General features: G+C 63.3%; 15 protein-coding genes. 11 read left to right on the top strand and 4 right to left on the bottom strand.

Going from position 1 to position 11,974, the window contains the following annotated elements:
- The first annotated feature begins 51 nt into the window (after nucleotides 1–51).
- Together HEP69_RS20755 and HEP69_RS20750 are read left to right on the top strand one after the other, a co-directional pair.
- Nucleotides 52–975 carry a fatty acid desaturase gene (locus HEP69_RS20755; protein ID WP_290560422.1) on the top strand — a complete coding sequence of 308 codons (924 nt, stop codon included), beginning with the start codon at nucleotides 52–54 and terminating at the stop codon, nucleotides 973–975.
- 21 nt (nucleotides 976–996) lie between these two features.
- Nucleotides 997–1,899, top strand: coding sequence for an EamA family transporter (locus HEP69_RS20750; protein WP_290560421.1), 903 nt, complete (start codon nucleotides 997–999; stop codon nucleotides 1,897–1,899).
- Between the two features lie 23 nt (nucleotides 1,900–1,922).
- On the opposite strand, the gene HEP69_RS20745 is transcribed toward HEP69_RS20750, so the two are convergent.
- Together HEP69_RS20745 and HEP69_RS20740 are read right to left on the bottom strand one after the other, a co-directional pair.
- Nucleotides 1,923–2,627: an NUDIX hydrolase gene (locus HEP69_RS20745; protein WP_290560420.1), complete on the bottom strand. Its 705-nt coding sequence runs from the start codon at nucleotides 2,625–2,627 to the stop codon at nucleotides 1,923–1,925.
- A gap of 31 nt (nucleotides 2,628–2,658) precedes the next feature.
- Nucleotides 2,659–3,066 (bottom strand): DUF983 domain-containing protein, encoded by a 408-nt coding sequence (locus HEP69_RS20740; RefSeq protein WP_290560419.1) that lies wholly within the window; start codon nucleotides 3,064–3,066, stop codon nucleotides 2,659–2,661.
- Nucleotides 3,067–3,265: 199 nt separating this feature from the next.
- Between HEP69_RS20740 and HEP69_RS20735 the strand changes: the two genes are divergently transcribed.
- The 4 genes from HEP69_RS20735 (at nucleotide 3,266) to HEP69_RS20720 (ending at nucleotide 5,238) form a co-directional block, all read left to right on the top strand.
- On the top strand, nucleotides 3,266–3,733 hold the full coding sequence (locus tag HEP69_RS20735; RefSeq protein WP_290560418.1) for an EF-hand domain-containing protein: 468 nt from the start codon (nucleotides 3,266–3,268) through the stop codon (nucleotides 3,731–3,733).
- A 67-nt stretch (nucleotides 3,734–3,800) separates the two neighbouring features.
- On the top strand, nucleotides 3,801–4,397 hold the full coding sequence (locus HEP69_RS20730) for an RNA polymerase sigma factor (RefSeq protein ID WP_290560475.1): 597 nt from the start codon (nucleotides 3,801–3,803) through the stop codon (nucleotides 4,395–4,397).
- A complete protein-coding gene (locus HEP69_RS20725; RefSeq protein ID WP_290560417.1) occupies nucleotides 4,387–4,743 on the top strand; it encodes a hypothetical protein in 357 nt (118 codons plus the stop codon). The genes HEP69_RS20730 and HEP69_RS20725 overlap by 11 nt, the downstream gene beginning before the upstream one ends.
- Before the next feature lie 3 nt (nucleotides 4,744–4,746).
- The gene (locus HEP69_RS20720) at nucleotides 4,747–5,238 is read left to right on the top strand and encodes a periplasmic heavy metal sensor (protein WP_290560416.1); all 492 of its coding nucleotides are present in this window, start codon (nucleotides 4,747–4,749) and stop codon (nucleotides 5,236–5,238) included.
- A 259-nt stretch (nucleotides 5,239–5,497) separates the two neighbouring features.
- Here the strand turns inward: HEP69_RS20720 and HEP69_RS20715 are convergent, their stop codons facing one another.
- On the bottom strand, nucleotides 5,498–6,895 hold the full coding sequence (locus HEP69_RS20715) for a diguanylate cyclase (protein ID WP_290560415.1): 1,398 nt from the start codon (nucleotides 6,893–6,895) through the stop codon (nucleotides 5,498–5,500).
- A 96-nt stretch (nucleotides 6,896–6,991) separates the two neighbouring features.
- On the opposite strand from HEP69_RS20715, the gene HEP69_RS20710 reads away from it, so the two are divergent.
- The 4 genes from HEP69_RS20710 (at nucleotide 6,992) to HEP69_RS20695 (ending at nucleotide 9,515) form a co-directional block, all read left to right on the top strand.
- Nucleotides 6,992–7,276 carry a DUF3572 domain-containing protein gene (locus tag HEP69_RS20710; RefSeq protein WP_290560414.1) on the top strand — a complete coding sequence of 95 codons (285 nt, stop codon included), beginning with the start codon at nucleotides 6,992–6,994 and terminating at the stop codon, nucleotides 7,274–7,276.
- 4 nt (nucleotides 7,277–7,280) lie between these two features.
- Entirely contained in the window at nucleotides 7,281–7,976 is a 696-nt protein-coding gene (locus HEP69_RS20705) for an HAD family hydrolase (protein ID WP_290560413.1), read from the top strand.
- 12 nt (nucleotides 7,977–7,988) lie between these two features.
- The gene (locus HEP69_RS20700) at nucleotides 7,989–8,474 is read left to right on the top strand and encodes a RidA family protein (RefSeq protein WP_290560412.1); all 486 of its coding nucleotides are present in this window, start codon (nucleotides 7,989–7,991) and stop codon (nucleotides 8,472–8,474) included.
- Between the two features lie 786 nt (nucleotides 8,475–9,260).
- Complete coding sequence (locus HEP69_RS20695) at nucleotides 9,261–9,515, top strand: hypothetical protein (RefSeq protein WP_290560411.1); 255 nt, start codon at nucleotides 9,261–9,263, stop codon at nucleotides 9,513–9,515.
- Nucleotides 9,516–9,808: 293 nt separating this feature from the next.
- On the opposite strand, the gene HEP69_RS20690 is transcribed toward HEP69_RS20695, so the two are convergent.
- Nucleotides 9,809–9,946, bottom strand: a complete 138-nt coding sequence (locus HEP69_RS20690; RefSeq protein ID WP_290560410.1) for a hypothetical protein — start codon at nucleotides 9,944–9,946, stop codon at nucleotides 9,809–9,811.
- A gap of 202 nt (nucleotides 9,947–10,148) precedes the next feature.
- On the opposite strand from HEP69_RS20690, the gene HEP69_RS20685 reads away from it, so the two are divergent.
- Nucleotides 10,149–11,708, top strand: coding sequence for a trimethylamine methyltransferase family protein (locus tag HEP69_RS20685; RefSeq protein WP_290560409.1), 1,560 nt, complete (start codon nucleotides 10,149–10,151; stop codon nucleotides 11,706–11,708).
- The last annotated feature ends 266 nt before the right edge of the window (nucleotides 11,709–11,974 follow it).

Raw genomic sequence — 11,974 nt, 5'->3', positions numbered from 1 at the left:
GTTTGGTGACCATGGTCCTGTACCCTCGGGGATGCGGAACAGGATAACCGAATGACGTTACATGCCGGTGCGATTGCGCCGCCACGCGCACGCGCCGTGGAATGGCCGACTTTTTTGATGATATTGGCCTGTTACGGGCTTTGGGCCCTGGTGACGGCTCTGGTCTTTGTCGTGGCGCCGGTTCTTTCGGTGCTGGTCACAGGCGTGCTGATCGCGTTTCACGCATCATTGACCCATGAGGCCTTGCATGGCCACCCGTTCCGGTCGCGGATGCTGAACGAGGTGCTGATGGCCCTGCCGCTGAACCTGTGCATTCCGTATAACCGGTTTCGCGATCTGCATCTGGCCCACCACCAGGATCAGCGCCTCACGGATCCTTACGACGATCCGGAATCGAACTATCTGGACCCAGACGATTGGGACCGGATGACAGGCTGGAAACGCGCGATCTTCACGTTGAACAACACGCTTCTTGGCCGAATGGTCATTGGCCCGATTCTGGGACAGATCCTCTTTGTGCAAAGCGAGTGGCGCGCGGCATGGGCCGGGAACCGGGCGGTATGGCTTGGCTGGGCGTTGCACCTGCCGGGGGTGGCATCGGTTCTGGCCTGGGTCGTTCTGGCCACAGATATGCCGGTTTGGGCCTATCTCATCGCGGTGCATATCGGCCTTGCGCTGTTGAAAATCCGCACCTTTCTGGAGCATCAGGCGCATGAGCATGCCCGCGCCCGCACCGTGATCATCGAGGACCGCGGGCCGCTGGCATTTCTTTTTCTCAACAACAACTTGCACGTGGTGCATCACATGCATCCCAGGGTGCCGTGGTATCGGCTTCCAGGTCTCTATCGGCAGAACAAGGCGCGGTATCTGGAGCGCAATGACGGCTATCTTTATCGCTCTTACGTCGATGTGTTCGCGCGTTTCCTGTTCCGGCCTAAGGACCCGGTGCCGCATCCGCTCTGGCACAGGCGGTGAATTGAGGCCAGAACGGGGGTCATGAGTCTCTGGATCCCCTTTACGCTGGCCGCGGCGAGTTTTCAGACCGTGCGGTTCATGCTGCAGAAATTCCTCAGCATGGGTCCGCTTACGGCGTCTGGTGCGACATTCGCGCGGTTCATCTATTCCGCGCCGCTGATCTTGATCGGGCTGGCTGTGTATATGCAAGGCACGGGGCAGGCCTTGCCGGAGATAACCGCGCGATTCTGGCTGCATGCCATTGTCGGCGGGTTGGCGCAGATTCTGGCGACGGTCTGCGTGGTGCTGCTGTTTCAGGCGCGCAATTTCGCCGTTGGCATTACTTTTAAGAAGACCGAAGTGATCCTGTCGGTGCTGGTCGGGCTGGTGGTTCTGGGCGAAGGGGTCAGCCTGGCAGGGTTCGGCGCCATTCTGCTGGGGGTGCTTGGTGTTCTGCTCTTGTCGAAGACGCCGGGGCTGGAGGGGGCCTGGTGGCGGCATCTGGCCAGCCGCGCGGTGGCGCTGGGTCTCGCGTCTGGTCTGCTCTTTGCGGTCTCGGCCGTCAGTTACCGTGGGGCCACGCTGCAACTGGGCGCCGAGGATCCGTTGCTCAGGGCCGGGGTCACACTGGCGGCGGTCGTCTGCTGGCAGGTTCTGGTCATGGCGCTTTGGCTGGGGCTGCGCGACCGGGCAGAGCTGCTGGCGGTCTGGCGCGCACGGCGTGTGGCACTGTGGGTGGGGCTGACTTCCATGGCCGGGTCGCTGTGCTGGTTCGTGGCATTCGCGTTGCAAACGGCAGCTTACGTCAAGGCTTTGGGACAGGTGGAACTGGTGCTGAGCCTGATGGCCTCGGTCCTGTTCTTCAAGGAAACGATCACCCGTCGCGAAATTGCCGGAATGGGTGTGCTGGTGCTTTCTATCCTGGTGCTGGTTCTTGTGATATGAGACCCGCCTGGCCAGAGGGCGGGTCAGTCCACCTCAGGCATCTCATAGCCGCGCAACCGCTTGAACAGGCTCGCTTCGTCATCGTTCTTGAAATACGGCACAGAGGCCGGTGGGTCGGTGCGGTGCAGGCGGCTTTCCACCTCGGCCAGCACCACCTCGGTGATAAACGGCAAATCAAAGCCACGCGCCTCGGACAAGGGGATCCATTGCAGATGCGACAGCTCTTCGGTGGCGTGGCTGAAATCATCGAGATTGCTGCGGATCAGCGCTGCATCCACCAGGAAGAACCGTGCGTCAAAGCGTCGTGGCCGACCCGGTGGTGTCAGCGCACGGAAGACAAACTGAAGCCCGCCCGCGCTGGGCAAATGACCTGTGCGGGCAAAGCTCTGCCAATCGGGGGGCACCTCACCGGACCAGCGCCCGGGTTCGCCCAGGATCAGACCCGTCTCTTCCCAGAGCTCGCGCACGGCCGCCGCCCCCAGGGCGCGTTGCATGCCGGAGGGGGCGTCCTCCTCCAGCCGGTCAAAACAGGGCCGCGGCACGTCTGACAAAAGCGGAATATAGGCGTCAGCCGCATCGACCGCGCCGCCTGGAAAGACGAATTTGTTGGGCATGAACGCGGCTTTGGCACCGCGCTGGCCCATGAGGATCGCGGGATCGCTGTCCCGGTCCCGCAACGCGATCACCGTGGCCGCGTTGCGGATCGCTGTTTTGTCTATGATGCTCATGCATCCCCTCGCACCTGTCGGAGGGGGTCCATCAGGCCGGTTTACCGAACCCGTAAAGCTGCCGCGCCCACTGATAGGCCACGATCGCCCCCTTCAATCTGGGCAGAAGATAAAGCGACAGCGCAACGCAGCCAACCGCAAAGATTGTGAAAAGCGTCAGCGGATCTGGGCGAAACTCGACAAAGGCGACATGCAGTGCCGGGGCCATCAGATGCCCGACCAGCAGGATCGTCAGATAGGCGGGCCCATCATCTGCGCGGTGATGAAAGAACTCCTCACGGCAGACCGGGCATTCCGATCTGACCTTGAGATACCCTTTGAGGACCGGCCCATTGCCGCATTTGGGACAGCGCCTGCGCCAGCCGCGCCGCAGCGCGGGCCAAAGCGGGCGATCCGCTTCGGTCTCAGATGGGAGAGTGTGGTCCTGTCCGTCAAACATCGGTGTCATCCTTGGTATTCACCGGGTCGTATGTGGACCCGGCGCGCCGGTAACGGAAGGCGACAGATGGCTGTTGCGGCGCCATGTCGCAAAACCGTCGGGATATCTGCTCAATCCAGCGACGGAATGTGCGGCGCGGCGCGTTTGACCCTGTACGAATGGCCGGACAAACCGGTCAGAAGCAAGAAGAGGACGACACATGAAACGTGCAGGATTCATGACATTGGTCAGCCTGACCGCCCTTGCCATTTCCGCCAGTGCAGGTCTGGCTCGAGGTGGGCCGGACCGGGCCATGCCCGGTTTTGAGACACTCGATCAGGACGGCAACGGTGAGATCACGCAGTCTGAGCTGAACGCACTGGGCGAGGCCCGTTTTGCCGAAACCGATGGCAATGGCGATGGCACCCTCGACCGGGCCGAGCTCATCGCGGCCGCCGTTGGCCGGGCCGAGGCGCGCGCCACACGGATGATCGAGCGGCTCGACAGCAACGGTGACGGCGTTCTGAGCCAGGACGAGTTGACGGCGCGGCGCGACACGGGCCGGATGATCTCGCGGTTCGACAGCGACGGCAACGGCACCCTGTCACAGGCCGAATATGACGCGGGCCGCGAAAAGATGCGCGACCGGATGGCCGGGCATGGCCATGGCAAGCGCCACTCGGATTGATCGGGGCCTGGGGGGTGACCTGGATGGTTGGAACCGGCGGGACAATGAAGGTAAGACTGACCAAGTGATGTTCCGGCAGGTGGCCCCCCTTTCCGACACCGTTCCCGATGACGTGTTGCTGGCACGCTATGCAGAAGGCGATGCCAGCGCGGCGTCCGAGCTGTCCAAGCGCCATGGCAGCCGTCTGATCGGCCTGGCCTGGCGCATGCTGGGCGACCGGGCCGAGGCCGAGGACATTGCGCAGGAAGCGATGCTGCGGCTTTGGCGGATGGCGCCGGACTGGCAGGCGGGGCAGGCGCAGGTCTCGACCTGGCTCTATCAGGTGGCGCGCAATCTTTGCACCGACAGGTTGCGCAGACGTCGCCGCGCGCAGGTCGGGTTGCAGGACGTGGCCGAACCGGTCGATCCCGCGCCTTCCGTGCCCGATCAAATGCAGAATGCTGCGCGCAATGCGGCCTTGCAGCAGGCGCTGGCAGACTTGCCCGAGCGGCAACGCGAGGCGGTGATTTTACGCCACATCGAAGGGCTCTCCAACCCCGAGATCGGCGCGGTAATGGACATCAGTGTTGAGGCGGTCGAAAGTCTGACTGCCCGTGGAAAACGCAGTCTCGCCCAGGCCCTGGCCGGGCGGCGTGCAGAATTGGGGTTTGAAGATGGCGGATAAGAAACTGACGGGACTTGAGCTGGATGCGCTTTTCGAGGCAGCATCGCAAAGCCGACCGGTCGCGGATGAGGCCTGGCTCGGGCGCGTGGCGCAGGATGCCGAGAGCGAGATCCGGCGGCGCGCAGGGCGACGGCCCCCGTCCTTCTGGCAACAGATCAGCGGCGTCTTGGGCGGCTGGCAGGGGCTGGGCGGCATGGCTGTGGCCTGTGGCGCGGGCCTGTGGATCGGGATCGCGCCGCCCGCGTCGCTCAGCGATCAGGTGGCGGTGGTGTTGAACACCTCCTCCACGGTCGAGATTTTGTCGGAGACTGCGTTTGACTATGCCATGGTCTTGGACGGAGGTTGAGCGATGACTGACACTCCCCCCGCCGCCGCGCCCCGCATGTCCAGGGGCATCCGCATCGTTTTTGTGCTGTCGCTGGCGTTGAACCTTCTGGTGGTCGGCACACTGGCCGGGGCCTGGCTGCGCCATGGTCCGCCGGATCGGGAATTCAGTTCCCGCGGGGCGATCGGCAAGGTGCTGTATCGCGAGTTGTCCCGGCAAGAGCGCCGCGCGATGCGTGAGAGGCTGCGCGAGAGCGTGGATCGCAGCGTGTTGCGGCAAATGCGTGTTGGTCCCGAGTTGGATGCCCTGTTGCGCGCCGAACCCTTTGAGCCCGAGGCGGTGCGTGTCTTGATGGACCGTCAGGCGCGCGCGCTGATGACCGGGCAGAACGCGATGCGTGACGGTTGGATCGAGATCCTGTCACAGATGAGCCCTGAGGGCCGTCAGGCCTATGCGGACCGGCTCAAAGCCGCGCTGGACAGACGGCACAAAGGGCCGCCCGAGGACCGGCCCTGATCCGGGCATGGCGCTTGGGCCGGGGCAACTGCGCGCCAGCCGACACAGCGCCGGACTGTCGATAACGGCGCAGGGCCCGTCGCCGTGCGGTGCGCGGGGCGCAGCGGTATCGGCCTTGTGGAAAGGCCCCGTCTCGGGCGACTGTCCGACCCCGCAGGAATGGGCGAATACCGGTCTTTGGCCGGTGCCGTCCGGTCGGCTCAACGCCCCAAATGCGCGGCGCCGGATCCCAGAAGGAGCATGGCTCTGCCCCGATCCGTCACGCCGCATCCACCAGCGTCACCTGGTTGCGGCCGGCCCCTTTGGATCCATAAAGCGCATCATCGGCCAATTTCAGCAGGGTCGTGGTCGTGTCCCCGCCGCTATGCGGACGCAAGACGCCCTGACAGATCACCGCCACACCGATGCTGACCGTCACATGCGCTGTTCCGGCGCCTTCCGGCAACACAAAGGCCTCTGCATCAATGCGTTTGCGCAATCGTTCCGCTGCGACCTGCGCCTCTTTCTTGGAGGCATCCGGCAGTACGATCAGAAACTCCTCCCCGCCGATGCGAGCAATCAAATCCTCGGCCCGCAGATCGTTCTTGAGCCGTTGAGCCGTCTCTGTCAGCACCGCGTCGCCCGCGACGTGGCCAAACCGGTCGTTGATCGCCTTGAAATGATCGAGATCGGCCAACATCACCGCAAAGCTGCGCCCGCCCTGGATATGCTGACCGATCACGCGGCTCAGATACGGCATAGCGTATCGCCGATTGAACAGCCCGGTCATCGGGTCGATCACCGCCGCGCGCAGCCCGATCTCGACCGAGGTGCGCAGCCTGTCATGCGTCTGTTTCTGGGCGATCTGGCTCTTCAGGCGCAGGGCCAGTTCGCGCGGTTCAAATCCATGAACCATCAGATCGCCCGCGCCCAGATCCAGCGCGTCCGCCGCGAGGGGTTGGGCATCATCCTCCAACACCGCCAGAACGCCTGCATGGCGCGTGGTCGGGTTGGCGCGCAGATCCGCAAGAAGCCGCAGCCCCTCAGGCGCTGTCTTCCCGCTCAGGCCGATCACAAACACATCCGGCACCGCCTTGCGCAAAATGCCCGCCATCGCATCGCCGAACCCATAGGCCGACAGCCGCGCAGCACTCAGATGCTGGGTCAGATCGGTGCGCCAGCGCACCGCAGTCCCGGCGTCGCAAGTCAGCAGCGCCACGTTGGCGGCCGGTGCAAAGCCGTCCTGAGCCTCGCCAAATCCCAGCGCCCGCGAAGTGCCGTCACGCAGCATCAACTCCTCCACCCCCGTGCGGGCCCGCACCAGGCTGCGCACACGCGCCTGAAGCACCGTTTTCTTGAGCGGCGGGGCAAAGACCTCATCCGCGCCGGCCTGTAACAGAATCAGTCGTTCGGTCATATCATCGGAGCGGGCGATCACGATCAAAGGGGTCTCTTTGAGATCGCTGTCGGACTTGAGCCAACCGCACAAGGCAGCGGCCCGCGCATCCGGCAAGGTATCGGCCAACAGAATCAACGCAGGGCGTTTGGCACGTGCGGCCTTGATCAGGCTGGCCGCACTTGCCACCTGGACCATTTCAAAGGTGGACGCTGCCAGTTTGGTCTTGAGCAGGATCCTGTTGGTGGCCACCCCGTCCGCGATCAGAAGCGTTCCTTGCACGTTTGTCCTTTCGCCATCATGCTTGACGTCTACGTCACAGTCTTTAGGTAACTGGTTAACAAACCCTTTCCGCGATCGCTAAAACACTTCGTACTCATGAGCATGACGCAAGAATTCGCCGAGACCGTGGCGCTCCAGGCGCTGGGTTGGCTTGTGGCCAATGACGATCTGCTGCCGGTGTTTCTTGGCGCGTCGGGCGCGTCGGAGGGCGATCTGCGCGCCCGGGCCGCCGATCCGGAGTTTCTGGGGTCGGTTCTGGAGTTCCTGACGATGGACGACGCTTGGGTGGTGGCATTCTGCGATGCCCAGGATCTGAGCTATGAGACCCCGATGCAGGCGCGCGCTGCTTTGCCGGGCGGGGCGCAGGTGCATTGGACATGAGCGGATGATCAAGGCGATTCTTTTCGACAAGGACGGCACGCTCTTCGATTTCGGCGCCACTTGGGAGGCCTGGGCCGTGTCGTTCCTGTTGCGCGCCGCAAAGGGGAATCATACGCGCGCCACCCGGATTGGGCATCACATCGGCTTTGATATGACAACCCGCCGGTTCCGGCCCGACAGCGTGGCGATCGCGGGCACACCCGGCGAGGTGGCCGAGGCGCTCTTGCCGCATTTCCCGGAAGAGCAGGCGGACGCATTCCTTGATATGCTCAATGGCGAGGCGGCCGCGGCACCCCAGGCCGAAGCGGTGCCGCTGGAGCCGTTTCTCGACGGGCTGGCCGCGCGGGGCCTTACCCTCGGCGTGATGACCAATGACAGCGAAGAGGTCGCCCATGCCCATCTGGGCGAGGCAGGGATATTGGACCGGTTTGCCTTTGTCGCGGGGTTCGACAGCGGCTATGGCGCCAAGCCGATGCCCGAGCCGCTGCTGGCGTTTTGTGCCGCGGTCGATGTCTCACCGGCCGAAACGGTAATGGTTGGCGACAGCACGCATGATCTGATCGCCGGGCGGCGCGCGGGTATGGGCACGATTGGCGTCCTGACCGGGATGGCCCAGAGCGAGACGCTGACACCCTATGCCGACGCGGTATTCCCCGATATCGGCCATCTTCCAGGCTGGCTGGATCGAAACGCATCCTGAAAGGAACCAACGATGTCGAAAGTAGACGCGAAACTGGCCGAACGGGGGCTGGTTCTGCCTGCGCCCTTGCAACTGCCCGAAGGTATGGTGCTGCCGTTTCCGGAAGTGAACCTGCGCGGCACGCGGGCCTTTATCTCGGGCACCGGGCCGTTGAACCCGGACGGATCGGTCGCTGGACCTTTTGGGAAGGTCGGAACGGATGTCACGGTCGAAGAGGCGGCGCATCTGGCCAGGTTGACGGGGCTGGCGATGATTGCTGGTCTGAAACGGACCTTGGGTGATCTCGACCGGGTGAGCGGCTGGGTGCACGCGTTTGGCATGGTCAACTGCGCGCCCGAGTTTTCACAGCAACCTACGGTGATCAACGGGTTCTCCAACCTGATCCTGGATGTGTTCGGCCCCGAGATCGGACAGCACGCACGCTCGGCGGTGGGCATGTCCTCGCTGCCGATGCAGATTGCGGTGGAGATCGAGGCGGAAGTCGAAGTCCGGGTCTGACCGTTATGCAGATCTGACGCATATCGGAGAGTGCGCCCTCCGCCGCTTATCGACCATGCGTACATGACTGCCGTCCGGTATGGCTAAAAGACCTCTGTTTGCGGGGCAATCGGAGGCGTGAAAGGGTCTGCGAAACGTCGTCTTGCAGATCGTGGCGCTCGGGTAAGCTGATACCCGGGTTGCCAACTCCATCCCCAAAAGGCCCAGACCAAGGCCCATCAGCGATGCGCCGACCAGCCCCCCCAGACCAGAGCCAATCCCAGCCAGAGCGCTACCGCCGCCTTGCCCGAGAAACACGGTTGCGCCGTTCAGCGCGAAGGCCAGCGTCGCCGATGGGCCCAATCAGACCGACCGATGCAAAGGGTGCCGAAACCGCAAGACAGGTCGTGGCATAAAGGCCAGTCAGCGGCCAGCGCAGAACCCATGAGGCATCTTGCCGGACAGGTCCATTTGCGATCGCCGCATTCGGGGGCACAAGGATGGCGATCAACACAGCGACAAGGATGCTGAGGGCCGATATGTACCAAAGCAAAGCCTGCCGGCCGAAGACGCCGCCAATGAGGCCGCCAACCGTGCAGCCAATCGCGAAGGCCGTCCGCAATTGCGCCACCGCGTTAACGGAAACACCAAGACGTCCAGCCATTGGAGACAGCAGGCCTCCGAAGACAAATGCGCCCGTACTGAATGCCAATGACCCGAGCAAGAGCGCAAGCAGCGCGCCCAACTGGATGGTGCGCGCTGGTTTTGGCGCCGGTGACGTGCTGTGCGATGGCGGGTGTCGGGACGATGACGATCCAGGAAATGCCGGATGTCGTGGGCATGGATCACTCGACCACATCGCGCGGCGTCGCACCGCCTGTTCGATCCGGACTGTTTGAAGCGGTCGCCGATATGTCCGGCGCCTGCAAGCGGGTGCTGTGCCTGACGATGTTTGGGGCGGAAAAACTCAATGCGGCTGCCCAGGCTTGGTCAGGAGCTCAATCCGCCGTGCAGAGAGAGGCGGATCGGACAATTGACCTGCCGCAGTCTGGAAAGATCTGACAGATCCTTTCGGTCGCCCGTTCTTCGCCAGCCATGAGGACCGCAGCATCTGACAGTTTGGGCTGATTTTGTCGAAAAAGCCTTTGGTTCTGGCTTGTTTCCGCAAACCACCGCGTCGATTTGACTTGGATCTCGTGCGCGCCCGCCATTTGTCCGGCTGTGGGCATCATCGGCTTGAGTGTGGCCGGGGTCCGGAGGTTCCGGGCGGTGGCTGCGAGGGTACGCTTACCCTGGGTGCCGCATAGGTCTCGCTATCCGAGCCGTCCCAGCCCGAGGATGCGCCTGACTGATCCTCAAGCGAAAACCGCTAAGATAGCGTCGGCCGCGCCTCCCGCCTTGGTCCCGTCATCGCCAATCGCCTTTTTCGACGGCAGGTTTGAAGCGGTGAGCGCGCTCTCGATCACGCCGCCAGTTTTTTGTTTGATCGTCATCTTTCGGTGCCCTTCGAATACCGTGTGCGTGGTGTCGCGCTTCGATCACAGCATTCGGGCGGTCCAGACCCCGACACGGCTTGGCCGCGCTGGATTTGAGGGGTCCGCTCAGAAAACGACAGGAAGCGTCGCAAACAGCGCCGCCATTCGGGCGCAGTTGAGGCCTTCTGAGACCCAAGAGGTCTCAGGAGGCACCGGACAGATGGCAGAGGTGGCAACACGCAGACGACGCGGTGGCGGACGCGCGGGGAACGCGCTCAGGCGCGGGGGCGAGGTGATCGACCAGATGCCCTGGCGTTTGCCGATCAATATCGATCGCCCGACCGAGCCTCTGAACGAGGAGGGCGTGGCGGCCATTCACGAGGGTGCGATGCGTATCCTCGAGGAGATCGGGATCGAAATCCTGAACCCCGAAGCGCTGGAAATCTTCCGCGAGGCGGGGTGCTCCATCGACGGTGAGCTGGTTCGGATGGGCCGGGACTTTGTGATGGAGATGGTGGGCAAGGCGCCGTCGGAATTCACCATCACCCCGCGCAATCGGGACCACAAGATCACCATCGGGGGCAAACATATCCTTTTTGGCAATGTGTCGTCCCCGCCCAATTACTGGGACATGGAGATCGGGCGGAAGGTGCCCGGCAACCGCGAGATGTGCGCCAACCTGCTGAAACTGACGCAGTATTTCAACTGCATCCATTTCGCGGGCGGCTATCCGGTGGAGCCGGTGGATATCCACGCCAGCGTGCGTCACCTGGATGTTGTGTATGACAAGCTGACGCTGACCGACAAAACCATGCATGCCTATTCGCTGGGCAAAGAGCGGGTTGAGGATGTGATGGAGATGGTGCGCATCGCGGCCGGGCTAAGCCACGAGGACTTCGACGCCAGCCCGCGCATGTACACCAACATCAATTCAACCTCGCCGCTGAAACACGACTATCCGATGCTGGATGGCTGGATGCGGCTGGCGCGGCGCGGGCAAGGGTTGGTGGTGACACCGTTCACCCTGGCCGGAGCCATGGCGCCGGTCACGATGGCCGGTGCGGTGGCGCAGTCGATTGCCGAAGGGCTGTGTGCGATTGCCCTGGCGCAATACATCAATCCCGGATGCCCTTGTGCGATTGGCACATTTACATCGAATGTGGATATGAAATCGGGCGCGCCTGCGTTTGGGACACCGGAATACATGCGCTCCACACAGATGACGGGGCAGCTTGCCCGGTATTACGGTCTGCCGATGCGGTCCTCGGGCGTCTGTGCGGCCAATGTGCCGGACGGGCAGGCGATGTGGGAGACGTCGAACTCGCTCTGGGCGGCGGTGCAGTCGGGCACCAACATGGTCTATCACGCGGCGGGCTGGCTGGAGGGCGGGCTGATCGCGAGCCCGGAGAAATTCATCATGGATTGCGAGATCCTGCAACAGATCCAGCGCTATATGGAGCCCGCGATCACCGCGACCGGGCCGGATGAGATCGCTCTGGACGCGATCCGGGAAGTCGGCAATCAGGGCCATTTCTTTGGCATTCAGCACACCCAGGACCGCTATACCACGGCGTTCTATCAGCCGTACCTGTCGGACTGGAAGAACTATGAGGCCTGGGAGGCCGCGGGCGCTGTCTGGACGCCGGAGCGGGCGCATCACATCTTTAAGGAGATCATCGGCGGGTTCGAGCCGCCGCCGATGGATGAAGGTATTCGGGAGGAATTGGCCGCCTTTGTGGAGCGTCGCAAACGCGAAGGTGGCGCCCCGACGGATTTCTGACCGCGCCCATGACCGGTGGGTCTGATCTGCCGGAGCGGCTGCGCCGCATTCTATTCTATTTGTGCGCGGCCGCACGGGCCTTGGGACGCTGTCCCAAACCCTGGGCCCGTTCGGGCCGGTTCGTGCGGTGGGAGACACGTCGGCGTTTTGGCCGCGAGGGTACACAAAAGGCGCCTTTGGTCGGCTGTCTTTCGCGTCAGCCGGTACACAAAGTGAGCGGTGGCGCGGTTGCGCCCTCTTGGCCCGGGCATGGCTTGGCATTAGCT

Origin of the sequence: Aestuariivita sp. (genome assembly GCF_021404545.1) — a bacterium.
Taxonomy (GTDB): domain Bacteria; phylum Pseudomonadota; class Alphaproteobacteria; order Rhodobacterales; family Rhodobacteraceae; genus Aestuariivita.
The sequence above is the reverse complement of the archived record's forward strand: the minus strand, read 5'-3'. Positions and strand labels throughout refer to the sequence as shown.